Source organism: Ralstonia sp. PBBBR1 (assembly GCF_002256165.1).
Taxonomy (GTDB): Bacteria; Pseudomonadota; Gammaproteobacteria; order Burkholderiales; family Burkholderiaceae; genus Ralstonia; species Ralstonia thomasii.
Map to the genome: position 1 here is coordinate 90,180 of NZ_NKIL01000003.1, position 25,442 is coordinate 115,621.

The window sequence follows — 25,442 nt, forward strand, 5'->3', positions numbered from 1 at the left end:
CTGGGCCGGCGTGCGATTCAATTGGGGGAATGCGTTTCGTTATGGCGCTGCCGCCGATTCAACGACAGCAGCCACAGTCAAGCAGGGCCGGCATGAAGTCATGCATCACGACACCAGCTTGATGGCCGTGATCGTCAGCGTGGCGGCAAGCGCGCCGCGCACCAGACGTTCCGGCAGATTCTTGGACAGGCGCGCGCCCAGCCAGATACCCGGGATGGAGCCCACCAGCAGCGACACCAGCAGGTTCCAGTCGATCGTGCCCAGGTACATGTGGCCCAGGCCCGCCACGGCGGTCAGCGGCACGGCATAGGCGATGTCGGTGCCGGCCACTTCGGCGCTCTTCAATTCGGGATACAGGATGAGGATGAGCGTCGCGCCCACAGCACCCGCGCCGATGGACGACACCGTCACCAGCACGCCCAGCACCACGCCGACGATCACCGTGGCCACGGCCAGCGTGATGCCTTGCAAGCGATAGCGCGGGTTGCGGGCCAGCCAGCCCAGCACGCGCTGGCGGAACAGCAGCGAAATCACCGTCAGGATGACGGACACGCCAATCGTCACGCGGATAAGGTGCATCCACTCGGCATCGAGATTGCCCATGCGCTTGAGTACCAGCACCGTCACCAGCGCGGCGGGCAGGCTGCCCAGGCAGAGCAGCTTAACGATGTCCCAGCGAATATGACCGTGGCTGCGGTGTGCGATCGTGCCGACACCCTTGGTCAGCGAGGCGAAGGCCAGGTCGGTGCCCACAGCGGTCGCCGGCGAAAAGCCGAACATCAACGTCAGCAGCGGCGTCATCAGCGAGCCGCCGCCAACGCCCGTCAGGCCGACCAACAGGCCGACCAGCAGACCGGAAATCGTATAGGCAAGCGTCATGGCGCAGGGACAGTGAGGGCGTGTTATCACGAAGTTCGAGCATCGTAATGAACTGGCCTCATATCCCAAACCAATAAAAAATTGTTTGTTTATATGGCGTCGGTTATAAGTAGCGTTCAGTTCGCACCCGTTCTTCTTATTGACCGCGCAGCCATGAACCTCCACCAATTCCGCTTCGTGCGCGAAGCCGTGCGGCAGAAATTCAACCTGACAGAGGCCGCAAAAGCGCTCTATACATCACAGCCAGGTGTCTCCAAGGCCATCATCGAGCTGGAAGAGGAACTGGGTGTCGATATCTTCACCCGTCACGGCAAGCGCATCCGGGGCCTCACGGAACCGGGCCGGCGCATCCTGGCTTCAGTCGAGCGCGTGCTGGAAGAGGTGGAAACCCTCAAGCGCGTGGGCAAGGACTACGCCGCGCAGGACCAGGGCAACTTCACCATCGCCACCACGCACACGCAGGCGCGCTATGCGTTGCCCAAGGCGATTGCCGAATTCACGCGCAGGTACCCCAAGGTGCGCCTTTCCATTCAGCAGGGCACGCCCGCGCAGATTGCGGAGATGGTGCTGCACGACCAGGCCGACCTTGCCATCGCCACCGAAGGCATGTCGCACGTGAAGGATCTGATCTCGATCCCGGGCTACCAGTGGCAGCATGTGGTGGTGACGCCGCCTGACCACCCGCTTCTGTCGCGCCAGCACCTGACGCTGGACGACCTGAAGGGTTACCCAATCATCACGTACGACCACCACTTTGCCGGCCGGCCCAAGATCGACCACGCGTTCGAGCTGCGCCAGATCAAGCCCGACATCGTGCTCGAAGCCATCGACGCCGACGTCATCAAGACCTACGTGGAAGTGGGCCTGGGGGTGGGTATCGTGGCCGGCGTCGCGTTTGATGCCGAGCGCGACCGCAACCTGCGCGCCATTCCGGCCGGCCACCTGTTCGGCACCAACGTCACGCACCTGGGCGTCAAACAAGGCGCGTACCTGCGCGGCTTCGTCTACACCTTCATCGAACTGTTTGCGCCAACGCTCACGCGCAAGCTGGTCGAACAACTCATGTCGGGCGATCACGAAGCATACGAGCTGTGATTCGCCCGCATTCGCAATGCCTGAACTTCCCGGAGATTTCATGACGACCCGACGTCGCCTGCTGTGCGGCATGGCCCTCTTTGCCAGCGCTGCCGCACTCGCCCTGCCTGCCCGAGCCGACATCCGCGTGGGCGTGGTGCTGTCGACCACCGGCCCAGCCGCGGCCATCGGCATTCCCAGCAAGAACACCGTGCAGATGTGGCCAGCGACCATCGGCGGCCAGCGCGCGCAGGTCATCGTGCTGGACGACGCCTCCGACCCGTCGATGGCGGTGCGGGACGTGCGCAAACTGATCGCCGAAGACAAGGTAGACGTGATCGTCGGGCCGACGATCGTGCCGACGGCGCTGGCTTCGCTCGATGCAGTGGCCGAAGGGCAAACGCCAATGATCACGCTGGCAGCATCTGCCTCCATCGTCGAGCCGCAGGACGCCAAGCGCCGCTGGGCCTTCAAGATGCCGCAGAACGATTCGCAGATGGCCACGCTCGTCACCCAGCACATGGCGGACAACGGCGTGCACACCGTCGGCTTCATCGGCTTTACCGATGCGTATGGCGAGAGCTGGTGGCGTGAATTCTCGAAGCTGGCCGACGTGCGCAAGTTGCGCGTGGTGGCCAACGAGCGCTTTGCGCGCACGGATACCAGCGTGACCGGCCAGATTCTCAAGCTGATGGCCGCCAAGCCCGACGCCATCCTGATTGCCGGGGCCGGCACCCCGGCCGCCCTGCCCCAGCGCACGCTGGTCGAGCGCGGCTACAAGGGCCGCATCTACCAGACGCATGGCATCGCCAGTACGGAGTTCCTGAAGGTGGGCGGCAAGGATGTGGAAAGCACGCTCTTCCCGACCGGCCCCGTGGTGGTCGCGCGCGAACTCCCGGCCGGCCATCCGGTGCACAAGGTGGCTGTGGAATTTGCTGATCGCTATGAAGCCAAGTATGGCCCCAACACCGTCACGCAGTTCGCGGGCGACGCATGGGGCGCTTGGCAGTTGCTCGACAATGCCACGGCCCGTGCGCTCAAGACCGGCGCCAAGCCTGGTACACCTGCCTTCCGCGCCGCCCTGCGCGATGCGCTGGAAACCACGCGCGATCTGACTGTGCCCAACGGCGTGCTGAATCTGAATACCCAGGATCATCAGGGCTTCGATCAACGCTCGCGCGTGATGGGCATCATCAAGAACGGCCGCTTCGCTTACGCCGGCCCGCGCTAAATCAATATCGATACGCAAGACGTAATACGCAGAGATTCGCCATGACACGCATTGCCTTCATCGGCCTCGGCAACATGGGCACGCCGATGGTCCAACACCTGATTGCCGCCGGGCATACGGTGCGCGCCTATGTGCGCCGTCCGGAAGCTGTCGACAACGCCCGCGCCCTCGGCGCCGAGCCGTGCAACGCCCCTGCCGAAGCGGCGCGCGACGCGGAGGTCATCTTCACCAACGTCACGTCCACAGCCGATGTGGAAAGCGTGCTGCTCGGGCCGGACGGTGTCATCCATGGCGCGCCGCGTGGTGCGGTGTGCATCGATCACAGCACGATCTCCGCCGTGGCCACGCGCCGGATCGCGGCCGATTTGGAAGCGGCGGGTCTGGAGTTCCTGGATGCGCCGGTCTCAGGCGGCACCGCAGGCGCGCAGAAGGCCACGCTGTCGATCATGGTCGGCGGCAAGGCCGAGGTGCTGGCGCGCGTGCGCCCGCTGCTGCAGCTGCTGGGCACTACGATCACGCACGTCGGCGACTACGGTGCCGGCCAGGTCGCCAAGGCGTGCAACCAGATCGTGCAGGTCATCAATATCCAGGGCATTGCCGAAGCCATGCTGTTTGCGCGCGCCCAGGGCACCGACCCGTCGCGCGTGCTGGCGGCCATCGGCCCGGGCTTCGCGGGCAGCCGCATGCTCGACCTGGAAGGGCCCAAGATGGCCGAGCGCAACTTTGCCGCCGGCATCGAAGCGCGCCTGCACGACAAGGATTTCGGCCTGGTGCGCGAGATCGCCCAGGAACTCGGCCTGCAGATGCCGGCGATGGAGCTGGTGGCCTCGCAGCTCAATACGCTGGTCGCCAATGGCTGGGGGTATGACGATACGGCGTCGCTGCTGCGCGTGCTCGAGCAGCAGAACAACCACCACACAGATTGAGCGCCTTCCGGCCGCCTTGTTCGCTTGGCCGGACTTCTGGCATAATTGTTGGCTGATCAGCACCTGCCCGAGTGGTGAAATTGGTAGACGCAGGGGACTCAAAATCCCCCGCCGCAAGGCGTGCCGGTTCGATTCCGGCCTCGGGCACCAGAATTCAAGCCGCTTCTGTTCACGCAGAAGCGGCTTTTTCATTGGACGCTCGGCAACGCAACGGCAGCCGGCAACACGCCCCGCGCGGCGTGGGATAATAGCGGCTTTGCCCCGGGCGCGGCTCAAGAGGTTGATCGCACGGGCATGAGGGCCAGTATCCGCGTGGCCCGCTCCCCATTTCGAAACTTCTTCAGTACGCACAATGCCCGCATACCGTTCCAAAACCTCCACCGCCGGCCGCAACATGGCGGGGGCACGCTCGCTCTGGCGCGCCACCGGCATGAAAGACGAAGATTTCCAGAAGCCGATCATCGCGGTGGTCAACTCGTTCACCCAGTTCGTTCCTGGCCACGTGCACCTGAAAGACCTCGGCCAGCTCGTCGCGCGCGAGATCGAAGCCGCGGGTGGTGTGGCCAAGGAATTCAACACGATTGCCGTGGATGACGGCATCGCCATGGGCCACGACGGCATGCTGTATTCGCTGCCCAGCCGCGACATCATTGCCGACTCGGTGGAATACATGGTCAACGCGCACTGCGCCGATGCCATGGTGTGCATCTCCAACTGCGACAAGATCACGCCGGGCATGCTGATGGCCGCCATGCGCCTGAACATTCCGGTGATCTTCGTCTCGGGGGGCCCGATGGAAGCGGGCAAGACGCGCCTCGCCAACCCCGTCACCAAAGCCATCGAGATCAAGAAGCTGGATCTGATCGACGCGATGGTGATCGCGGCCGACAGCAAGTATTCCGACGAGGAAGTGGCGGAAGTCGAGCGCTCCGCGTGCCCGACCTGCGGTTCGTGCTCGGGCATGTTCACGGCCAACTCGATGAACTGCCTGACCGAAGCGCTCGGCCTGTCGCTGCCGGGCAACGGCACCGTGGTCGCCACGCACGCAGACCGCGAGCAGCTCTTCAAGCGCGCCGGCCGCCGGATCGTTGAACTCGCCCGCCAATACTACGAGCAGGAAGACGAGCGCGTGCTGCCGCGCTCGGTCGGTTTCAAGGCGTTCGAAAATGCGATGACGCTCGACATCGCGATGGGCGGCTCGACCAACACGATCCTGCACCTGCTGGCCATCGCGCAGGAAGCGGAGATCGACTTCACTATGGCGGACATCGACCGCCTTTCGCGCGTCGTGCCGCAGCTGTGCAAGGTCGCGCCGAACACAAACAAGTACCACATCGAAGACGTGCACCGCGCCGGCGGCATCATGGCCATCCTGGGTGAGCTGGATCGTGCCGGCAAGCTGCACACCGACGCGCCCACCGTGCACGCGCCCACGTTGAAGGACGCGCTGGACCAGTGGGACATCGTCCGCACGTCGGATGAAGCTGTGCAGACGTTCTACCGTGCCGGCCCGGCAGGTATCCCGACGCAGGTCGCCTTCAGCCAGAACACGCGCTGGCCGAGCCTGGATCTGGACCGCGCCGAAGGCTGCATCCGCTCGAACGAGCATGCGTTCTCGAAGGAAGGCGGCCTGGCCGTGCTGAGGGGCAATATCGCGCTGGACGGCTGCGTGGTCAAGACCGCCGGGGTGGACGAAAGCATCCTCGTGTTCGAAGGCACGGCGCACGTGACGGAATCGCAGGACGAAGCGGTCGCGAACATCCTCGCCGACAAGGTCAAGGCCGGGGACGTGGTGGTCGTGCGCTATGAAGGCCCGAAGGGCGGCCCCGGCATGCAGGAAATGCTGTATCCGACCAGCTACATCAAGTCCAAGGGCCTGGGCAAAGCCTGTGCGTTGCTGACGGATGGCCGCTTCTCGGGCGGTACGTCGGGGCTGTCGATCGGTCACTGCTCGCCGGAAGCGGCTGCAGGCGGCGCGATTGGCCTGGTGCGCAACGGCGACAAGATCCGCATCGACATCCCCAACCGCACGATCAACGTGCTGGTGTCGGACGAAGAACTCGCGCGTCGCCGCGAAGAGCAGAACGCCAAGGGCTGGAAGCCCGCGCAGCCGCGTCCGCGCAAGGTATCGGCCGCACTCAAGGCGTACGCCAAGTTGGTCATGTCGGCGGACAAGGGCGCGGTGCGCGACCTGTCGCAACTGGACGACTGACGCAACACGGGCCAAGCGCTCGATCAACGTGAAAAAAAGCCGCTCTTCGGAGCGGTTTTTTCTATTGCGCTGGTGGCGCGATGCTCAATCCCACTGCGGCGCGAGCCCGTCTGGTGAAACCCCGCGGCCGTTGCGCTCAAGCCAGGCAATCTGAGCCATGTCTTCGTACGTCAGGTGCAGCGTTTGCGCGCGCAGGTTGCTCGCAAGATTCTCTCGCTTGGTTGACGACGGGATTACCGAATAGCCGAGCTGCATGGCCCAGGCCAGCACGACCTGCGCCGGTGTCGCCTCGTGCCGCTGTGCAATCGCGCCGATCACCGGATCGCCCAGCACCTTGCCGTATGCGAGCGTCATGCACGACGTGACGTGAATGCCCTCGTGCTGCAGGAAATCGACGAGCTTGCGGTTCTGCAGATACGGGCTCAGCTCGATCTGGTTCGTGGCGATGGCGTCTTTGCCGACCGCCGCCATCGCCTGTTGCGTCAGCGAGATGTTGAAGTTCGAGACGCCGATCTCGCGCGTCAAACCCCGGGGCCTTGGCTTCGGCCAGCGCGGTCATGCATTCTTCGAGTGACGCGCCGTTGTTGGGCGCCGGCCAGTGGATCAGCGTGAGGTCGACGTAGTCGGTGGGCAGCTTGGCGAGGCTGTCTTCGAGACTCGTCACCAGCTTGCTCCGGGCGTAGTTGTCGACCCAGATCTTGGTCGTCAGGAACAGGTCTTCGCGGCGCACGCCGAAGCTGGCAATGGCCTCGCCTACCTCCGCTTCATTGCCGTAGATTTGCGCGGTGTCGATGACGCGGTAGCCAAGTTCGAGGCCATTGCGGACCGAGTCGATGACAACCTGGCCTTTCAGGCGGAACGTGCCGAGGCCGAAAGCGGGAATCCTGTTCATCTTGTGCTCCAACGGGAAGTCGGATCAGGGGTTCATGGCCAGACGCGTCCGGCGCTGCACGACATGCAGCCCGATCAGCGCGAGGCCAGCCGCGGCGATCACCGCGCCGACGATCGGCACGGCCGCATAGCCCAGTCCTGCCGAGATGGCCGCACCGCCCGCTGCCGCGCCCAGCGCGTTGCCGAGGTTGAACGCGCCCACGTTGACCGACGATGCAAGGCCCGGCGCTTCAGCCGCGGCACGCATCACGCGCATCTGCAGCGGCGGCACGACGGCGAAGGTGGCTATGCCCCACACCAGCAGCGCAGCGGCCGCACCCACGTGCGTCTTGGCGAGCACGGGGAACGCGAGCATCGTCACGATCAGCAGCAACAGAAAGCCGATCAGGCTGCCGTCGAGCGAGCGATCGGCTAGGCGACCGCCGGCGATGTTGCCAATCGAAAAACCGATGCCGATCAGCACCAGCATGGCCGTCACAAACGCCGGCGAGGCACCGGTCAGTTGCGCAAGCGTCGGGGCGACGTACGTGTAGAGCGTGAACATCGCGCCGGCGCCGAGCACCGTGGTGGCAAGCGCACCCAGCACGACGGGACGTGTCAGCACGGCCAGTTCGGCGCGCAGGTTGGGCATCTTGCCGGCATCGCCCTTCGGCAACGCAGTGAACAAGCCCGCAATGGCGATCAGGCCAAGGCTTGCCGTAGCGGCAAACGACATGCGCCAGCCGATCATCTGGCCAAGCCAGGTCGCGGCCGGCACGCCGCCAACGTTGGCGATCGTCAGGCCCATGAACATCGTGGCCACGGCGCTGGCCTGCTTCTCGCGCGGCACAAGGCTGGCGGCCACCACCGAGCCAAGCCCGAAGAATGCGCCGTGGTTGAGACTGGTGACGAGCCGGGCGAGCAGCAGCGTCGTGTAATCCGGCGCGAGGGCCGAAAGCAAATTGCCGATGGTGAAGATGCTCATCAGCGCGATCAGCGCCTTGCGTCGCGGCCAGCGTGCCAGCAGCAACGTCATGATCGGGGCGCCCACCATCACGCCGATGGCGTACGCGCTGATCAGCATGCCTGCCTGCGGAATCGATACATGCACGCCGTCGGCAATCACGGGCAGCAGGCCCATCGGAGAAAACTCGGTGGTGCCGATGCCAAAGGCGCCGGCGGCAAGCGCGAGCAGCGGCAGCGTTGCGCTGCCGCGTGTGGGCTCGGCGGAAGTGTGGGTGGGGTTCATGCGGTGTACTCCAAAGCGGAAGAATGGAAAGCGGGCAGAACCTCTGCCGCGATTTCCGCAAACGTTTCAGCAAGCGGGCGACGATTCCGGCGGAAATACGCTGCGTCCGATGCGTGCGCCAAGGCGATGGCGCAGCAGCGAGCGTCCGCGACCGGCGCAATGAGCATGGACCGCAGTGTGCGTGCTCTACCTTTGCAGAAAAACCCGTCCGTCGACGAAACAGTCTTGATTGCCAATCAACAATCGGTGTCACTCAGAACGCATGCCGGGTTGGCAACGCTGCAACGGGGCTCGCTCTCCAAAATATGTCATGTCGTGATATATTCCGCCACGAACCTTTTAATTCCGCCATGTCCACCCCCGCACGCCCTTTGTCCAAGCAGGATTTCGAGAACCTCTCCGATTTCCGCTACCACCTGCGTCGCTTCCTGCGCGCCTCCGAAGATCTGATCCACGCCAAGGGCATCACGCCCCTGCAGTATCAGTTGCTGCTGCACGTGAAAGGCTATGCCGGACGCGAATGGGCCACCGTCGGCGAACTGGCCGAGCGCCTGCAGGCCGCGCCGCACGGCACAGCGGCACTCATCACGCGCTGCGAAGAAGCGGGTCTGGTCGAAAGGCGCCAGAGCGACACCGACGCACGCCAGGTCGAAGTCCATCTCTCCAGGAAGGGCGACAACCTCGTCGCACTGCTGGCCGGGCTGCACCAGAGCGAGCTGTCGGCATTCCGCCGCGCTTTCAAGCTTCCGCACCTCGATCAACCCGCCGAACCCGCCTCCGAGCAGTAACGTCATGCAAGCCCTTGAACACCAACCGCATCGGCGCGACTTTGCGACCGACACCACGCTGTTCCGCACCACTGCGCTGGCGGTCGTCATCGCGGCGTTTGCCACGCTGGCAGCCGTGGTGCTGCTCAACCTGATCCGCTTCTTCACCAACCTGTTCTTTTTCCAGACGCTGTCGCTGGCGGACCGCTCGCCGGCCACCAACACGCTCGGCGCCTGGGTGATTGCGGTACCGCTTATCGGCGGGCTGATCGTCGGTCTAATGGCGCGCTTCGGCTCGGAGAAGATCCGCGGCCACGGCATTCCCGAGGCCATCGAGGCCATCCTGTTCGGCAAAAGCAAGATGTCGCCGAAGGTGGCGGTGCTCAAGCCTCTGTCGTCAGGCATCGTGATCGGCAGCGGCGGCCCGTTTGGCGCGGAAGGCCCGATCATCATGACGGGCGGCGCGCTCGGCTCGCTGTTCGCGCAGTTCTTCAAGCTGACGTCCGCCGAGCGCAAGACGCTGCTGGTGGCTGGCGCCACGGCCGGCATGACGGCCGTGTTCGGCACGCCCGTGGCCGCGCTGCTGCTCGCGGTGGAGTTGCTGCTGTTCGAATGGCGCCCGCGCAGCATGCTGCCGGTGGCGGTGGCATGCGCGGTGGCGGGCTTCCTGCGTGTACTGGTGCTGGAGCCCGGCCCACTCTTCCCGCTGGACACCGCACCCGCGACGCTGCCTGCGCTGGGCTCGTGCGTGGTCGCCGGGTTGCTGTGCGGCGCGTTGGCACGCTCGCTGTCGATGGCGCTGTACAAAACCGAAGACCTGTTCGGCCGCCTGCCGATCCACTGGATGTGGTGGCCGGCCATCGGTGGCCTGGTGGTCGGCATCGGCGGCTATTTCGAGCCGCGTGCGCTGGGTGTCGGCTACGACGTCATCGGCGATTTGCTGCACAACCATCTCGCCATCCGGGTGGCGCTCGCGCTGCTGGTGGTCAAGGCCATCATCTGGGTGATCGCGCTGGGCTCGGGCACGTCGGGTGGGGTGCTTGCCCCGTTGCTGATGATGGGCGCCGGCTTGGGGGTGTTGATCGGCCCAGTGCTGCCCGGCGGCGACCCGGGCCTGTGGCCGCTCGTGTGCATGGCGGCCATGCTGGCCGGTGTGCTGGGCGCCCCGCTCACGGCCATCGTCTTCGCCTTCGGCCTCACACACGATGTAAACGCGCTGCTGCCGATTCTGCTGGCGGTGGCAGTGTCCTACGGCTTTGTCGTACTGACGATGCCGCGCTCGATCATGACCGAGAAGATCGCGCGCCGCGGCTTCCACATCTATCGCGAATACGCTGTCGACCCGCTCGAGCGCCACGCCGTGGAAGAGGTGATGACGCGTTCGGTGCAGACCATCGACGCGCAGGCCACGCTGGCCGATACACTCGCCGACCGCTTCGGCGCCACGCAGGCGCACCGAGCGTTTCCCGTGGTGCAAGGTGGGCCGAATGGCACGTTGATCGGCATGCTCGACCGCGATGCGCTGCTGGCGGGCCAGAAGCGCGGTGCCGTCACCGTGGCCGAGTTGTTTGGTGCGAATGCCCCCGTGATGGCGCTGCCCGGTGAGACCTGCCGCATCGTCGCCACGCGCCTGGCAGTGCATGGGCTGGAGCGGCTGCCGGTGGTGGCCGATTCACAATCACGCGCGCTGGTGGGCATTGTCTCGCGCAGCGATTTGGTCAAGCCGTCGCTCGCGTTCTTTGATGAAGAACAGCGCCGCGAGCGCTTCCGCCGTGTGCCGCTGTCAGGCACGCGCACGCATCTTGAACTGCGCCGTCGGCGCGCAGGCCGCGTCGCGCGGTAATGTCAGCCGGCCACGTGCCGGTTACGTCCGCTTTCCTTGGCGCGATACAGCGCCAGATCGGCGCGCTTGAGCATTTCCGACGCGGTATCGCCCGGCCGGCAGCCCGTCATGCCCATGCTGACGGTCATCGACAGCCCGGTCGGGAAGCTTTCGTCCGTCTCGGCCACCGCCGTACGCAGGCGCTCGGCCACCTCGGTGGCGGTTTCCAGCGTGGTGCGTCCCATCACCATGGCGAATTCCTCGCCGCCCAAACGCCCCACCAGATCACTGCTGCGCAGCACGCCCGTGGCAAGCGACGCAAAGCGCTGCAGCGCCATGTCCCCCACAGCGTGGCCCCATGTGTCATTGATGCGCTTGAAGTGATCCAGATCGGCCAGCACGAGCACAAGTGGTTCGGCACGATTGTGCGCACGCGCGAGCACCGTATCGAACAGCGCCAGGAAGCGGCGGCGCGTCAGCACACCGGTCAGATGATCGAAATGCGCCTCGTTGGCGAGCGCGCTGTTGGTGCGCTGCAGCCGCTGGTTCAGATGGCGCGTCACGCGGTGGTGCTGCCGCTCGCGCACCAAAGACCACGCCACCAGCGCGAACGTCACCAACACACTCACGAACAACACAAAGCCGATCATGCGGTTGCGCGCATGGTTGGCGATCTGCTGGCCCCACGCCGGCAGCGGCTCGGCCACGACGACCGTGAGGTCCGCACTGGCATTGCGCGACACGGTCAGCGATGGCATCGCACTGCCCTCGCGCCAGGCCAGCGTATCGCGCACCTCGGCCGGCACCCAGGAGGGCACATCGCGATGCGCCCTCGCGGTAGGCTGATAGGGCCAGGGCTCGAAGTCGACGCGTTGGTAGGCGTTGTACCGGTCGCTGGCGCCCATGTGCTGCAGGCGAGCATCCGGCAGGACCTTGCCGACCAGCGATGCATCGGTCGACAGAATGATCAAGCCGTTCGGATCGGTCACCAACGATGTCGGGTGCGATACCCAGTGCTGCAGCCTCGCGAGGCTCACCTTGGTGCCCATTGTTGCGACCAGGTAACCTCCGGCGTCATATACCGGCGCGGCGAAGAACAGGCCCGGCACGCCCGTCACCGGGCCGATCGTGAACTGCTCGCCCAGGCCACCCAGCATCGCCTCCTTCATGTACGGCTGCATGCTCAACTGCACGCCGACGAACGAATCGGCATGACCGGCGTTATTGGCCAGCACCACGTAATTGTGTTGGTTCACGACCCACACGTAGTCCAGCCCGAGATTGCCTGCGGTGGCGTTGAGGAAAGCATCGATGTCGACCACTTCCGGGTGCGACATCGCCTCTTCGGCACATGAGCCCTGGTCCATCAGGTTCCAGCGCCGGGTGTCGACGCGCGCCACCGCGCGCGGGATGGCGTCGATCTGCGCGAGCGTCTGCGGCAGCGCGCGCAGCAGGGCCACGTCGGCGGTGATCTGGCTCGACATTCCCTCCGCTACCTGCGCAGCCAACTGGCGCCGCGCATCGACCATCTGCTGCATGTCGCGCGCACCCATCGAATCCGCCACGAAACAGGCGGCAAACCATGAGGCGCCTACGCCCACCACCGCCACCGACAGCCAAAGCGCCAGCGGCGCAACGCGCAGCCAGGCGCCGTGCGACGACGTTGCAGGGGCGGGCTCAGGCGCCTTCACGTCAGACCTCGCTGCTCAGGAAATCCGCCACCGTCGGGTAGCGCAGCGCCACGCGCAACTCGCGCGCAAGCCGCGTGTTGCGCAGCCGGCGCGATTCGCTCATGAAGGACAGCAGCGCAGGCTCGATCTTCTGGACGGCCTCGGCTCGCGAAATGCGCGGTGGCCGCTGCAAGCCGCGCGCGTCGGCCACCGCGTCAAAGTAGTCCCCCATACGGAGCTCGGACGCGTCGCTGGCATGCACCACGCGCTGCGGTTTCCCTCGGAACAGGGCGGCAATGACCGCGCGCGCCAGGTCGTCGGCGTGAATGTGGTTGGTGTAGACATCGTCCTCCGCGCGCAAGGCGGGCGTACCGCGTTCGAGCCGCGCGATGGGTAGCCGATCCGCCGCATAAATGCCGGGGATGCGCAAGATCGACGTGCGCCAGCCGCCGCCCGCGCCAAACCAGCGCACGCGCCGCTCGGCCGCGACCCGGCGTTGGGCACGCGCCGTGGTTGGCTTCACCGGGCGGGATTCGTCGACCCAGGCGCCAGCCGCATCGCCGTAGACGCCGCTGGTGCTGGCGTACACGAACGCGCGCGCTTGGAGGTGAGTTTTCAAGCGGCCAGTGAGGCCACCCGTCCTGCGCGCCCGCTCGGGTAAAATGCGACGTCTTGTGGCGGCGGAATTCGGGGACGGCTGCGCCAGCGTATGCAGCAGCGCGGCCGTACGTGGATCATCGTTGCCGACAGTGGGCGGCGGTGCCAGATGCAGCACGCGGGGGCTTAACCCTCGCAGGCGGCGCAGCGATGCGGCATCGTCCAGATTGGCGACAATCGGCACGGCGCCGGCTTCGCGCAGCGAAGCTCGACCTTCAAGGCGCGAGGTGACGGCAAAGACGCGAAAACGCGTGCGGAGCATCGCCAGGCAGCGTTGCCCGACGTCGCCGCAGCCGACGATCAGCACGCGGGGAAGGCCCAAGCGTAGTGCGGATTTGGATGGCCGAACGACTAACTGATTCACCATCGGACGTGCTGCCGGATTGACCACCATTGCATGCCCAGACGGGCGACCAGACACTCTTTTCAACATATTCTCGGATTGTAGTATGGCTTACCAGATCAACGTGTTGCCCAGCGGCCGCCAGTTCCAGGCCGAAGACGGCGAGACCATCCTTGCAGCAGCGCTGCGCCAGGGTATCGGCCTGCCGTACGGCTGCAAGAACGGCGCGTGCGGCTCGTGCAAGGGCAACGTGCGCGAAGGTTCCATCGTCCAGGGAACGCACTCCCCCAACGCGCTCTCCGCCCAGGAGGCCACCGAAGGCCGGGCGCTGTTCTGCTGCGCCACACCCGCCACTGACGTCACCATTGAAGTGCGTGAGGTGCATGGCGCCGGCGATGTCCCCATCAAGAAGATTCCGTGCCGCGTCGCGTCACTGGAAAAGGCCGCGCCGGACGTCACCATCGTCAAGCTGCAACTGCCTGCCACCGAGCGTATGCAATTTCTGGCCGGGCAGTACGTGGAATTCCTCCTGCGCGACGGCAAGCGCCGCAGCTACTCGATCGCCAACCCGCCGCACGACGACGGCCCGATCGAGCTGCACATCCGCCACATGCCGGGCGGCGTATTTACCGATTACGTGTTCGGCGCCAAGGAAGGCGCTCCGGCCATGAAGGAGCGCGACATCCTGCGCTTCGAAGGCCCGCTGGGCAGCTTCTTCCTACGTGAAGAGTCCGACAAGCCGATCATCCTGCTGGCCTCGGGCACCGGCTTCGCGCCCATCAAGGCGATCATCGAGCATGCCCAGTTCATCGGCAGCACGCGCCCCATGACGCTGTACTGGGGCGGGCGCCGCCCGCAAGACCTGTACATGCACGCCAAGGCCGAAGAATGGGCGCGCACGCTGCCGAACTTCACCTACGTGCCGGTCGTCTCCAACGCCCTGCCCGAAGACGCCTGGACGGGCCGCACCGGCTTCGTCCACCAAGCCGTGATGGCAGACCACCCCGATCTGTCTGGCCACGAGGTCTACGCCTGCGGCGCGCCGGTAGTGATCAATTCGGCCCGCGCGGATTTCGCCGCCCAGTGCGGGATGCACCCGGATGCGTTCTTCGCCGATTCCTTCACCTCAGAGGCGGACCTCCACCCGGCCGGCTGACGTTGCACAAATCCAAAGAAGGCCAAAATTTCGTTTTGACTTGACTTGGCATCCGTCTTATTCTTGCGCCTTATGAACCAAGCCCTGCACCTCCGACGCCGCCGTACGTTGCTCCCTCCGGGAAGCCACGCGGCTGTCTGCTGATTGCATATCGGGTTCACAGGATTCGACGATCACAAGGCCACGGGGCGACCCCCGTGGCCTTTGTCTTTTTCCAACTCGCGTTTTTCCGCTTTTTCATCTTCCTGCCGCCTTTTTCTGGAGCTTTGCCATGGCGTTTGCTGACTACCCCGTCCAGTCCCTGATGTACATCACCAACCGGCCCGAGATTGTCTTCACCGAAGGCAAGGGCTCGTGGCTGACGGACCACAACGGCAAGCGCTACCTGGACTTCGTGCAAGGCTGGGCTGTCAACTGCCTCGGCCACTCCAACGACGGCATGATCGAAGCGCTGAACGCGCAGGCCCGGAAGCTGATCAACCCGAGCCCGGCGTTCTACAACGAGCCGATGGCCAAGCTGGCCGGCCTGCTGACGGCGCACAGCTGTTTCGACAAGGTGTTCTTCGCCAACAGCGGCGCCGAAGCCAACGAAGGCGCCATCAAGCTCGCCCGCAAGTGGGGCAAGAAGCATAAGAACGGCGCCTTCCAGATCATCACGTTCGACCACAGCTTCCACGGCCGCACGCTCGCCACCATGAGCGCGTCGGGCAAGGCCGGCTGGGACACCATCTTCGCGCCGCAGGTGCCGGGCTTCCCGAAAGCCATCCTGAACGACATTGCCTCGGTGGAAGCGCTCATCACCGACGAGACTGTCGGCGTGATGCTTGAGCCGGTCCAAGGCGAAGGCGGCGTGCTGCCGGCCACGCCGGAATTCATGCAGCAGCTGCGTGCGCTGACCAAGAAGCACAAGATCCTGTTGATCGTTGATGAAGTGCAGGCCGGTTGCGGCCGCTGCGGGACCCTCTTCGCCTATCAGCTCTCGAACATCGAGCCGGACATCATGACGCTGGGCAAGGGCATCGGCGGTGGTGTACCGCTGTCGGCCCTGCTGTGCACGGATGAAGTCGCCAGCTTTGAAGCCGGCGACCAGGGCGGGACCTACAACGGCAACCCGCTCATGACGGCCGTCGGCTGCTCGGTGATCGAGCAACTCCTGGCGCCGGGCTTCCTGGCTGGCGTGGAAGAACGCGGCGCCTATCTGCGCACGCAACTGCTCAAGCTGAGCGAAGAGTTCGGCCTGGCCGGCGAGCGCGGTAACGGCCTGCTGCGCGCGCTGCTGCTCGGCAAGGACATCGGCGGCCAACTGGTCGAAGCTGCACGCGAGATGAACCCGACGGGCTTGCTGCTGAACGCCCCGCGTCCGAACATCCTCCGATTCATGCCCGCGCTGAACGTGACGACCGAAGAAATCGACACGATGATCGGCATGCTGCGCACGCTGCTGAAGGCGCACGCCTAAGGCGTACTGCATACCCTGGGGCGGCGCGCAATGCGTCGCCCTGCATCGCCCTATACCCCTGTTCCCACTCTGAGGTTTGCCATGGCCGTGACGCGAGAAGTGCCGGCCACGGGGATCGTGTTGTCCGATGATTCCGCGTGGCTTCCGCTGGACGACATCTACAACTTCCTGTCACAGGAGACGTTCTGGGCCCGCGGCCTGCCGCGCGATGTGTTCGACCGATCGGTTGCAAACTCGCTCTGCTTCGCCGCTTATCGACTGAACGGCGATGGCTCACATGCGGAGCTTGTTGGTTTTGCGCGCGTCATTACCGATCGGGCGACGTTCGCCTACCTGTGCGATGTGTTCGTGCTGCCGGCGTTGCGCGGGAAAGGCATCTCACACGCTTTGATGGACTTCCTGCGCGAGCACCCTGACCTGCAGACGCTGCGCCGCACAGTGCTCGTAACAACGGGCGCCGACTGGCTTTATCGCAAACACGGCTTTGCCGATGTGCCGGAGGGTGTCGGGTTCATGCAATTGCATCGGCCGAATATCTACACGGCGGCTTCTGCCTGAAACGCGGGTCGCGCGCAAAAGAAAAAGCCCCGCAATCGCGGGGCTTTCTCGTGGTGCTTGAGGGTGCTTATTCGCCCAGGTAGGCGGCACGCACCTTCGGATCGTCCAGCATCTGCTTGGCATCGCCGCTCATGGTGATGAGACCGGAGTCCATCACGTAGCCGCGGTGCGCAGCCTGGAGTGCCAAGCGCGCGTTCTGCTCGACGAGCAGCACGGTCACGCCTTGCGCCGAGATGTCGCGCACGACCTCGAAGATCTTTTCCACCATGATCGGCGAGAGACCCATCGACGGCTCGTCCAGCAGCAGCAGCTTCGGTTGGCTCATCAGCGCACGCGCCATGGCCAGCATCTGCTGCTCGCCGCCCGACATCGTGCCGGCCAGCTGGTTTGCACGTTCCTTCAGGCGCGGGAAGATGCCGAACATGCGGTCGATGTCGGCCTTGATGTTGGCCTCGTCGTTGCGCGTGAAGGCGCCCATCTGCAGGTTCTCGGTAATGGTCATGCGCGCGAACACGCCGCGGCCTTCCGGCACCATCGCCAGACCCTGCTTGAGCAGGTTGTAGCTGGGCACGCCCTTGATGGACTTGCCCAGATACTGCACATCACCGCCGGCCCAGCCCTGCAGGCCGGTGATGGCCTTCATGGTGGTCGTCTTGCCGGCGCCGTTGGCACCGATCAGCGTGACCAGCTCACCTTCGCGAATCTCCAGATCCACGCCCTTGACCGCCTGGATGCCGCCGTAAGCGACCTTCAGGCTGTCGATCTTCAACATTACTGGTTTCATATTCCGTTCCTCTGCGTCAGTGCGCTGACGCGCCGAGGTAGGCCTCGATCACGGCCGGGTTGCTCTGCACTTCCTGCGGCAGGCCTTGGGCGATCACCTTGCCGTAGTCCAGCACGGTCAGGCGGTTGCACAGGCCCATCACCAGCTTCACATCGTGCTCGATCAGCAGGATGGTCTTGCCGTCGGAACGGATCTTGTCGAGCAGGCCGCGGAGTTCCACCTTTTCCGTGGCGTTCATGCCGGCGGCCGGCTCGTCCAGGGCCAGCAGCTTGGGCTGCGTGGCCAGGGCACGGGCGATTTCCAGACGACGCTGGTGACCGTACGACAGGTTGCGCGCCGTGTAGTTGGCGTACTTGCCGATGCCGACGTAGTCCAGCAGATCATGCGCCCAGTCTTCGATGGACTGCTCTTCCTCGCGTGCCGCCTTGGTGCGGAACACCGCGCCGATCAGCCCCGCCTTGGTGCGCACGTGGCGGCCCACCATGACGTTTTCCGCCGCGGTCATGTCGCCGAACAGGCGGATGTTCTGGAACGTGCGCGCAATGCCGGCCTTCGCCACTTCGTGCACGGCGGTCGGCTGGTAGGGCGTGCCGCCCAGCACGAACTCGCCCGCGTCAGGCGTATACAGGCCGGTGATGACGTTGAAGAACGTGGTCTTGCCGGCGCCGTTCGGGCCGATCAGACCGTAGATTTCGCCTTCGCGAATTTCCAGGCTCACGTCGGACAGCGCTTGCAGGCCGCCGAAACGCTTCTGGACTCCTCGGATCGAGAGGAGGACGTTGTTATTGCTCATGTGCGTGCCTCCATCAGATACGGGACAGTCCACCAGCCCGCTGCTTTTGCGGACGGTCTTCCTTGCGCGGCGAGGGCCACAGGCCCGACGGGCGATACAGCATCACCACCACCATCGCCAGGCCGAACAGCAGCTGACGAAGCACTTCCGCTTCCACGATCACATGGCCGAACAGCTTGTTCTGCACCGGCTCGGCCAGCGCACGCAGCAACTCCTGGAAACCGACCAGCAGAATGCCGCCCAGGATCACGCCCGGGATATGGCCCATGCCGCCCAGCACCACGATCGCCAGAATGTAGATCGACTCCCACAGCACGAACGATTCCGGCGACACGAAGCCCTGGAACGACGCAAACATCGCACCCGACACGCCACCGAACGACGCACCCATCGCAAAGGCGAGCAGCTTGATGTTGCGGGTGTTGATGCCCATTGCCTTGGCGGCGATTTCATCTTCACGCAGCGCCACCCATGCACGACCGATACGCGAGTTCTGCAACCGCAGGCACACGATGATGATGATCGCGGCCAGGATCACGAACAGGTAGTAGTACATGTAGACCGAGTCGAAGCGGATGCCGAAGAAATCATGGCGCTTCGAGAAGTCGAACCCGAAGATCTTGACCGGCTCGATCAGGTTGATGCCCTTCGGGCCGTTGGTGATGTTCACCGGACGGTCGAGGTTGTTCATGAAGATCCGGATGATTTCACCAAAGCCCAGCGTCACGATGGCGAGGTAGTCACCGCGCAGCTTCAGCACCGGCGTGCCCAGCAGAATGCCGAACAGCGCCGCCAGCCCGGCACCGAGCGGAATCACCCACCATACGATCAGGTGCAGCCCGTTGGGGAACAGGTTGTGGATCCACTCGAACTGATTGGACAGGTGCGGCGAACCCAGCAACGCCATCATGTAGGCACCCACCGCATAGAACGCGATGTAGCCCAGGTCGAGCAGGCCGGCAAAGCCCACCACGATGTTCAAGCCCAGGGCCAGCATGATGTACAGCAGTGCGAAGTCCAGCACGCGCACCCAGTAGTTGCCACCTGCGGCGCCCACGATGAACGGCGCGAAGATCGCAAGGATCAGGAAGCCGTACAACGCGGCGCGCGTCTTCATCGGCGCTTTGAAATTTTCTGTCATGGCGCTCCCCTTCTTATGCGCGGTCCGCAACGCGTTCGCCCATGATGCCGGACGGGCGGAACAGCAGCACGCCAATCAGCACGATGAATGCGAACACATCCTGGTAGTTCGAACCGAACACACCGCCAGTCAGATCGCCGATATAACCGGCACCCAGTGCTTCGATCAGGCCCAGCAGCATGCCGCCAACCATGGCGCCTGCCAGGTTGCCGATGCCGCCCAGCACCGCGGCGGTAAACGCCTTCAGGCCGGGGATGAAGCCCATGTAGAAGTGAGCATTGCCGTAGTTGGTCGCCATCATCACGCCTGCAACCGCAGCCATGGCAGCACCAATCATGAAGGTGGCAGAGATCACGAAGTTCGGGTTGACGCCCATCAGGCCTGCCACACGCTGGTTCTCGGCGGTCGCGCGCATCGCGCGGCCGAGCTTGGTGCGGTTGACCAGCAGGATCAGCCCGACCATCACCAGGATCGACACCAGGATGATGGCGATTTCCTTGCCCGTAATGGTTGCGCCCGTGGAGCCGATATCAATCGGGCTCGAAGGCAGCAGTTGCGGGAAGGTGAGCGGGTTGCGCGACCAAATCATCATCGCGAGTGTCTGCAGCACGATCGACACGCCGATGGCGGTGATCAGCGGCGCCAGGCGCGGCGCGTTGCGCAGCGGCCGGTAAGCGACACGTTCGATGGTGTAAGCCACGATGGCGCAGACCGGCATGGCAAACAGCAACGCGAACACCAGCGTGAGCCAGTCAGGCAGATTGGGGAAGTACTTCTGGAGGAAGTTGATGGCGGTCAGGGCAGACATTGCACCGACCATCAGAACATCGCCGTGGGCGAAGTTGATGATGCCGAGAATACCGTAGACCATGGTGTAGCCAAGTGCGATCAGCGCGTAAATGCTGCCGAGCACCAGACCGTTCACGATCTGCTGGATAAAGATATCCATGAGAACAGCTCCTGCTATGCCTTGCTTTGTTGTAGGCGACGGGATGACGTGCCCGCAAGGTATGCGATCAATCGGATGGGTAAGGTGAGGTTGCTGGTAAGCGGCCTGCCGACACGCCCATGGTGAGGGCCTTGTTTCATTGGCGAGGCTATAAAAAACGGCACCGCAGGGGTAGTCGCGGTGCCGTTTTTAGGGCGGATAACCCTTCGATTACATCTTCACAACGTCAAGAACACTCTTCTTCTTGTCCTTGTAGTTGTACAGGGTGATGGAACCTTGCTTCAGGTCACCCTTGTCGTCGAACGCGATGTTGCCGATCACGCCGTTGTAGTTGGTTGCCGGCATGGCAGCCAGGATCTTGGCAGCGTCGGTCGAGTTGGCACGCTTCATCGCGTCGATGATCACGTTGACGGCGTCATACGTGAACGGTGCGTAGATCTGCACCGGCGTGTTGAAGCGCGCTTGATACTTCTTCTCGAAGTCCGCGCCCTTTTCCATTTTCGACAGCGCCAGGCCTGCTTCCGAGCAGACGATGTTGTCGATCGCGTCGCCAGCCAGTTCGGCCACCTTGTCGGTACACACGCCGTCGCCGCCAACGATCTTGGCCGTGATGCCCAGTTCCTTGGCTTGCTTGGCGAACGGACCGCCGGTGGCGTCCATGCCGCCGTACATGATCACGTCCGGCTTCTTGCCCTTGATCTTGGTCAGAATGGCCTTGAAGTCGGTGGCCTTGTCGTTGGTCGCCTCGCGCGCCACGACGTTCACGCCGTCGGCCTTCGCGGTTTTCTCGAACTCGTCAGCCAGGCCCTTACCGTAGGCGGTGGCATCGTCAACAATTGCCACGGTCTTGGCGCCCAGGGTCTTGGCGGCGTAGTTCGCCAGTGCCGGGCCTTGCTGCGCGTCGGTGGCCACCACGCGGTAGGTCGTCTTGAAGCCTTGCTTGGTGTAGTCGGGGTTCGTCGACGACGGCGAGATCTGCACGATGCCCGCATCGCTGTAGATCTTCGAGGCCGGGATCGAAACGCCCGAGTTCAGGTGGCCGACGACGGCAACAACGTGCTCGTCAACCAGCTTCTGCGCCACGGCGGTGCCCGTCTTCGGGTCGCCTGCATCGTCTTCACCGACCAGTTCCAGCTTGATCTTCTTGCCGTCGATGGTCAGGCCTTCCTTGTTGGCTTCTTCAACGGCCAGACGTGCACCGTTTTCGTTGTCTTTGCCAAGGTGAGCAATACCGCCCGTGAGCGGAGCCGCGTGACCAATCTTGACGACGGTCTCGCCGCCGGCAGCCGCCGCCGGAGCCGACGTTGCTGCAGGTGCAGCAGCTTGGTTTGCGGGCTTTTCCTCGTTCTTACCGCAAGCTGCTACGAGTGCCACGGCAGCCGCAAGCGGCAGAACTTTGGCAAACTTAATTTGCATGAGTGATCTCCTAGATCTCGCAAGAGCAAGAAGAGCGTCCTGCCTCCCGGCCGCTCCCCCCGCGCCGATTGTTTCAATTTGAAACGCGCGAATTGTATCCCCTTTTATTGCGGATGCAATACGCGTCGCAACAACGATTTTTACTGTAACTACGCCGCTTTACGGGCTTTCCCCAATGCCCAAACAGGCGTCATTTCGCGCAGGCATTCGCGAACGGCGCATAGGCTAATCAAGAAGCGTGCCAGAGTAGGGGAAACCCCCTATTCATGCGGCTTGGCGGGCAATTGCCACGGCAAATCAAGGCTTCGCCGGTATTGACGAGGTTTTTGCGACGCACAAAACAATACGGCCACTCCCGGAGAAGTGGCCGTCGATTCCTCAAAAGCGCTTTATGCACCGCATTAGGGCGCACCGTTTTTGTGCGCTTTTAAGTGGGCATTTACATAAAGGGATTCAATTGATTTGAAGCCCCCTCGGAAGGGGGAAAGACATGTTTTCCTGAATACCGTCGAGCGGGCGCACGGTGCGTGCACCCAGCGCCTTGAGCCGATCGACAATCGATTGTGCCAGCTCTTCGGGTGCCGACGCCCCCGCGGTCAGGCCCACGCGGCGCTTGCCAGCCACCCATTCGGGGCGCACCTGTTCAGGTGTATCCACCATATAGGCAGGTACGCCCAGCTTTTCGGCCAGTTCACGCAGGCGGTTCGAGTTCGAGCTGTTCGGGCTGCCGACCACGATCACCACTTCCACCTGCGGCGCCATGAACTTCACGGCGTCCTGGCGATTCTGCGTCGCGTAGCAGATGTCCTGCTTCTTGGGCTCGTGCACGGCCGGAAAGCGCGCTTTGATGGCCGCCACGATCTCCTGGGTCTCATCCACCGACAGCGTGGTCTGCGTCACGTAGGCCAGACGCGTCGGGTCTTTCACCTCGAGATGCGCAACGTCATCGACGGACTCAACCAGCAGCATGCCGTCGTTGGCCTGCCCCATGGTGCCTTCCACCTCGGGATGGCCCTTGTGCCCGATCATGATGATCTCGAAACCCTGCGCACGCATCTTCGAGACTTCCACGTGCACCTTGGTCACCAGCGGGCAGGTCGCATCGAACACGCGCAGGCCGCGCGCTTCCGCCGCCTCACGCACAGCCCGTGACACGCCGTGCGCACTGAAGATGACTGTGCCACCCACTGGCACATCGTCGAGTTCCTGCACGAACACCGCGCCCTTGTTGCGCAGATCGCCAACCACATAAGCGTTGTGCACGATCTCGTGACGAACGTAAATCGGCGCGCCAAACAACTCCAGCGCGCGCTCGACGATCTCGATGGCACGATCCACGCCGGCGCAGAAGCCGCGCGGCTGCGCCAGCAAGACCTCGGCGTCGGCCTGGGTGACAGGATCAATGGGATCGAGCGGGGCGTTCACAGCGTTGCTCATATCAGAGGATGCCGATCAGCTGGACTTCAAACACGATCGTCTGGCCGGCCAGCGGGTGGTTGAAGTCAAACAATGCCGAGGTCTCGCCCACTTCCTTGAGCACACCGGCATATTTGCCGCCGCTCGGCGCATTGAACTCAACCAGGTCGCCCGGCTGGTAATCCTCTTCGAACGAGGAGTTCTCCCGCAGCGTGGCCAGCGACACGCGCTGCAGCAGTTCCGGATTGCGTGGGCCGAACGCATGCTCCGGTGCCAGCCGGAACGTCGTGCGCTCGCCCTCGCGCATACCAAGCAGCGCCTGCTCCAGCGTGGGCGCCATCTGGCCCTGGCCGAGCAGCAGCGTGGCCGGTTTGTCGTCGAAGGTGGTAACGATGTCGGTGTCGTTTTCCAGCGCGATGCGGTAGTGCAGCGTCAGAAAGGAATCCGGGCCAACCACCTTGCCTGTGCCGCTTGGCGTCGCCGCGGACGCCTCGTTCACCAAATTTTGCACGCTCAACCTGCTTGACCAAAAAGTAACCCGTTATTGTACGTCAGCCCTCCGCGCTGCCGCAGGCGCGACGCGCGCCGCACTCCCGCTGGCAGGGCCTTTCCTCCGCGCATCCCAACCCTATGGCAATCGTCGACTGGCCCGCCCACGAGCGGCCGCGTGAAAAACTGCTCGCCCACGGCCCCGCTGCGCTCTCCGATGCGGAGCTGCTGGCCATTTTCCTGCGCGTGGGCGTGCCAGGCAAAAGCGCCGTCGACCTCGCCCGCGAACTGCTCGCGCACTTCGGGTCCCTCGCGCGGCTGTGTCATGCCTCTCAACAGGAGTTCTCGTCGATCAACGGCATGGGCCCCGCCAAATACGCACAACTGCACGCGCTGCTGGAAGTTGCCCGGCGTGCACTGAAAGAAGACTTCACGCAGGGTCAGACCTTTGAATCCGCACAAAGCGTGAAGGATTTCTTGCGCCTGACACTCGGCCACCGCCCGCATGAAGTGTTCGCCTGTTTCTTTCTAGATGTACGGCACCGGCTGATCGCTTGGGAAGAACTCTTCCGCGGCACGCTGACCGAAGCCCGCGTCTACCCGCGCGAGATCGCGAAGCGCGCGCTACATCACAATGCAGCCGCCGTGATCCTGGCCCACAACCACCCCACCGGCAACACTGAACCCAGCGAATCCGACGTCATCCTGACCCGCGAACTGTGCCGCGCGCTGGCAATGCTCGACGTGATCGTCCTGGATCACATGATCGTCGGCCGCAACCACGTCTACGGCTTTCTCGAACACGGCAAAATGTAGTGCCGATGCCGCATCGCACGGGGCCCAACGGCAATCCATCGATCTCGTTGATTTGTCAGCGGTTTTGTGTGTATAATCCGCGTTTCGCTGAAGTCCCACCTCTACAGTGGCGCTGCGCTTGGTTTTGGTCCCAGCGCCCGGTCGCAAACTGTAGCCAACGAATTTAGTTAGGAGTGCTCCATGGCACGCGTCTGTCAAGTGACCGGGAAAGCGCCGATGGTCGGCAATAACGTTTCCCACGCAAACAACAAGACCAAGCGCCGTTTTCTGCCGAACCTGCAGAATCGCCGCTTTTGGGTCGAATCCGAAAACCGCTGGGTCAGCCTGCGCGTCTCGAACGCTGGTCTGCGCCTGATCGATAAAAAAGGCATCGACGAAGTGCTCGTGGACCTGCGCGCACGCGGCGAAGTCTAATTAGGAGTTAAACATGGCCAGCAAAGGCGGACGCGACAAGATCAAGCTGGAATCGACCGCAGGTACGGGTCATTTCTACACGACCACCAAGAACAAGCGCACCAAGCCGGAAAAGATGGAGATCATGAAGTTCGATCCCGTCGCCCGCAAGCACGTCGCTTACAAGGAAACCAAGATCAAGTAATCCTCGCGGATTGCGTATCTTGTTTCCGTCGGCATGACCGACAGCAAAAACCCGCTTTCAAGCGGGTTTTTTGTTGCCTGCGGTTTGGCGCATGCTGCGGTGTACACTGCTTCTCTTTCCGATTGACACGCGACTGTGTTGTTCACCAGTTGCGTCTGAACCGCGTT

At 63.7% G+C, this 25,442-nt stretch carries 23 protein-coding genes, 1 tRNA gene and 2 pseudogenes; 13 read left to right on the plus strand and 13 right to left on the minus strand.

Annotation, left to right across the window (positions count from 1 at the left end; translation table 11 throughout):
• Nucleotides 1–105: 105 nt before the first annotated feature.
• Complete coding sequence (locus CFE42_RS03925) at nucleotides 106–879, minus strand: sulfite exporter TauE/SafE family protein (protein ID WP_004632043.1); 774 nt, start codon at nucleotides 877–879, stop codon at nucleotides 106–108.
• Nucleotides 880–1,032: 153 nt separating this feature from the next.
• Between CFE42_RS03925 and CFE42_RS03930 the strand changes: the two genes are divergently transcribed.
• From CFE42_RS03930 to ilvD, 5 genes are all read left to right on the plus strand, one after another.
• Nucleotides 1,033–1,974, plus strand: coding sequence for a CysB family HTH-type transcriptional regulator (locus tag CFE42_RS03930; protein WP_004632041.1), 942 nt, complete (start codon nucleotides 1,033–1,035; stop codon nucleotides 1,972–1,974).
• Nucleotides 1,975–2,014: 40 nt separating this feature from the next.
• A complete protein-coding gene (locus CFE42_RS03935; RefSeq protein ID WP_004632040.1) occupies nucleotides 2,015–3,184 on the plus strand; it encodes an ABC transporter substrate-binding protein in 1,170 nt (389 codons plus the stop codon).
• A 41-nt stretch (nucleotides 3,185–3,225) separates the two neighbouring features.
• Nucleotides 3,226–4,110 (plus strand): NAD(P)-dependent oxidoreductase, encoded by an 885-nt coding sequence (locus CFE42_RS03940; protein WP_004632038.1) that lies wholly within the window; start codon nucleotides 3,226–3,228, stop codon nucleotides 4,108–4,110.
• A gap of 65 nt (nucleotides 4,111–4,175) precedes the next feature.
• A tRNA-Leu gene (locus CFE42_RS03945) sits at nucleotides 4,176–4,260 on the plus strand.
• A 202-nt stretch (nucleotides 4,261–4,462) separates the two neighbouring features.
• The gene (ilvD, locus tag CFE42_RS03950; RefSeq protein ID WP_004632036.1) at nucleotides 4,463–6,322 is read left to right on the plus strand and encodes a dihydroxy-acid dehydratase; all 1,860 of its coding nucleotides are present in this window, start codon (nucleotides 4,463–4,465) and stop codon (nucleotides 6,320–6,322) included.
• A gap of 84 nt (nucleotides 6,323–6,406) precedes the next feature.
• Here ilvD and dkgB read toward each other — a convergent pair.
• The 3 genes and pseudogenes from dkgB to CFE42_RS03965 all read right to left on the minus strand — a co-directional run.
• Nucleotides 6,407–7,214, minus strand: a pseudogene (dkgB, locus tag CFE42_RS03955) (2,5-didehydrogluconate reductase DkgB).
• Between the two features lie 24 nt (nucleotides 7,215–7,238).
• Nucleotides 7,239–8,441: an MFS transporter gene (locus CFE42_RS03960; RefSeq protein WP_004632032.1), complete on the minus strand. Its 1,203-nt coding sequence runs from the start codon at nucleotides 8,439–8,441 to the stop codon at nucleotides 7,239–7,241.
• Nucleotides 8,438–8,539: pseudogene (locus CFE42_RS03965) on the minus strand (LLM class flavin-dependent oxidoreductase); the annotation flags it as partial. The pseudogene CFE42_RS03965 and the gene CFE42_RS03960, both read right to left, overlap by 4 nt.
• A 252-nt stretch (nucleotides 8,540–8,791) precedes the next feature.
• On the opposite strand from CFE42_RS03965, the gene CFE42_RS03970 reads away from it, so the two are divergent.
• Entirely contained in the window at nucleotides 8,792–9,229 is a 438-nt protein-coding gene (locus tag CFE42_RS03970) for a helix-turn-helix domain-containing protein (RefSeq protein WP_004632030.1), read from the plus strand.
• 4 nt (nucleotides 9,230–9,233) lie between these two features.
• Complete coding sequence (locus CFE42_RS03975) at nucleotides 9,234–11,051, plus strand: chloride channel protein (protein ID WP_004632028.1); 1,818 nt, start codon at nucleotides 9,234–9,236, stop codon at nucleotides 11,049–11,051.
• Between the two features lie 2 nt (nucleotides 11,052–11,053).
• Here CFE42_RS03975 and CFE42_RS03980 read toward each other — a convergent pair whose 3' ends face one another.
• Both CFE42_RS03980 and CFE42_RS03985 read right to left on the minus strand, forming a co-directional pair.
• Nucleotides 11,054–12,721 carry a sensor domain-containing diguanylate cyclase gene (locus CFE42_RS03980; protein WP_004632026.1) on the minus strand — a complete coding sequence of 556 codons (1,668 nt, stop codon included), beginning with the start codon at nucleotides 12,719–12,721 and terminating at the stop codon, nucleotides 11,054–11,056.
• A gap of 1 nt (nucleotide 12,722) precedes the next feature.
• Complete coding sequence (locus tag CFE42_RS03985) at nucleotides 12,723–13,724, minus strand: NAD-dependent epimerase/dehydratase family protein (RefSeq protein ID WP_193747929.1); 1,002 nt, start codon at nucleotides 13,722–13,724, stop codon at nucleotides 12,723–12,725.
• A gap of 82 nt (nucleotides 13,725–13,806) precedes the next feature.
• Here CFE42_RS03985 and CFE42_RS03990 point away from each other — a divergent pair, with 82 nt between their 5' ends.
• The 3 genes from CFE42_RS03990 to CFE42_RS04000 all read left to right on the plus strand — a co-directional run bounded on the left by CFE42_RS03990 (nucleotide 13,807) and on the right by CFE42_RS04000 (nucleotide 16,873).
• Entirely contained in the window at nucleotides 13,807–14,856 is a 1,050-nt protein-coding gene (locus tag CFE42_RS03990; RefSeq protein WP_004632022.1) for a CDP-6-deoxy-delta-3,4-glucoseen reductase, read from the plus strand.
• Between the two features lie 271 nt (nucleotides 14,857–15,127).
• Entirely contained in the window at nucleotides 15,128–16,315 is a 1,188-nt protein-coding gene (locus CFE42_RS03995; protein ID WP_004632019.1) for an acetylornithine transaminase, read from the plus strand.
• 81 nt (nucleotides 16,316–16,396) lie between these two features.
• Nucleotides 16,397–16,873: a GNAT family N-acetyltransferase gene (locus tag CFE42_RS04000; RefSeq protein WP_004632017.1), complete on the plus strand. Its 477-nt coding sequence runs from the start codon at nucleotides 16,397–16,399 to the stop codon at nucleotides 16,871–16,873.
• 67 nt (nucleotides 16,874–16,940) lie between these two features.
• Here CFE42_RS04000 and CFE42_RS04005 read toward each other — a convergent pair whose 3' ends face one another.
• The 7 genes from CFE42_RS04005 to CFE42_RS04035 all read right to left on the minus strand — a co-directional run bounded on the left by CFE42_RS04005 (nucleotide 16,941) and on the right by CFE42_RS04035 (nucleotide 23,883).
• On the minus strand, nucleotides 16,941–17,657 hold the full coding sequence (locus CFE42_RS04005; RefSeq protein WP_004632015.1) for an ABC transporter ATP-binding protein: 717 nt from the start codon (nucleotides 17,655–17,657) through the stop codon (nucleotides 16,941–16,943).
• A 16-nt stretch (nucleotides 17,658–17,673) separates the two neighbouring features.
• Complete coding sequence (locus CFE42_RS04010) at nucleotides 17,674–18,450, minus strand: ABC transporter ATP-binding protein (protein ID WP_004632013.1); 777 nt, start codon at nucleotides 18,448–18,450, stop codon at nucleotides 17,674–17,676.
• A gap of 13 nt (nucleotides 18,451–18,463) precedes the next feature.
• The gene (locus CFE42_RS04015; protein ID WP_004632011.1) at nucleotides 18,464–19,591 is read right to left on the minus strand and encodes an ABC transporter ATP-binding protein; all 1,128 of its coding nucleotides are present in this window, start codon (nucleotides 19,589–19,591) and stop codon (nucleotides 18,464–18,466) included.
• Nucleotides 19,592–19,604: 13 nt separating this feature from the next.
• Nucleotides 19,605–20,540: a branched-chain amino acid ABC transporter permease gene (locus CFE42_RS04020; protein ID WP_004632009.1), complete on the minus strand. Its 936-nt coding sequence runs from the start codon at nucleotides 20,538–20,540 to the stop codon at nucleotides 19,605–19,607.
• A 210-nt stretch (nucleotides 20,541–20,750) separates the two neighbouring features.
• Nucleotides 20,751–21,956: a branched-chain amino acid ABC transporter substrate-binding protein gene (locus CFE42_RS04025; protein ID WP_004632007.1), complete on the minus strand. Its 1,206-nt coding sequence runs from the start codon at nucleotides 21,954–21,956 to the stop codon at nucleotides 20,751–20,753.
• Between the two features lie 453 nt (nucleotides 21,957–22,409).
• Complete coding sequence (gene ispH / locus CFE42_RS04030) at nucleotides 22,410–23,393, minus strand: 4-hydroxy-3-methylbut-2-enyl diphosphate reductase (protein ID WP_004632005.1); 984 nt, start codon at nucleotides 23,391–23,393, stop codon at nucleotides 22,410–22,412.
• Nucleotide 23,394: 1 nt separating this feature from the next.
• The gene (locus CFE42_RS04035; RefSeq protein WP_004632003.1) at nucleotides 23,395–23,883 is read right to left on the minus strand and encodes a peptidylprolyl isomerase; all 489 of its coding nucleotides are present in this window, start codon (nucleotides 23,881–23,883) and stop codon (nucleotides 23,395–23,397) included.
• Nucleotides 23,884–24,002: 119 nt separating this feature from the next.
• Between CFE42_RS04035 and radC the strand changes: the two genes are divergently transcribed.
• From radC to rpmG, 3 genes are all read left to right on the plus strand, one after another.
• On the plus strand, nucleotides 24,003–24,677 hold the full coding sequence (radC, locus tag CFE42_RS04040) for a DNA repair protein RadC (RefSeq protein ID WP_004632001.1): 675 nt from the start codon (nucleotides 24,003–24,005) through the stop codon (nucleotides 24,675–24,677).
• Between the two features lie 180 nt (nucleotides 24,678–24,857).
• Nucleotides 24,858–25,091: a 50S ribosomal protein L28 gene (gene rpmB / locus CFE42_RS04045; RefSeq protein ID WP_004631999.1), complete on the plus strand. Its 234-nt coding sequence runs from the start codon at nucleotides 24,858–24,860 to the stop codon at nucleotides 25,089–25,091.
• 13 nt (nucleotides 25,092–25,104) lie between these two features.
• On the plus strand, nucleotides 25,105–25,275 hold the full coding sequence (gene rpmG, locus CFE42_RS04050; protein ID WP_003262397.1) for a 50S ribosomal protein L33: 171 nt from the start codon (nucleotides 25,105–25,107) through the stop codon (nucleotides 25,273–25,275).
• Nucleotides 25,276–25,442 lie beyond the last annotated feature (167 nt).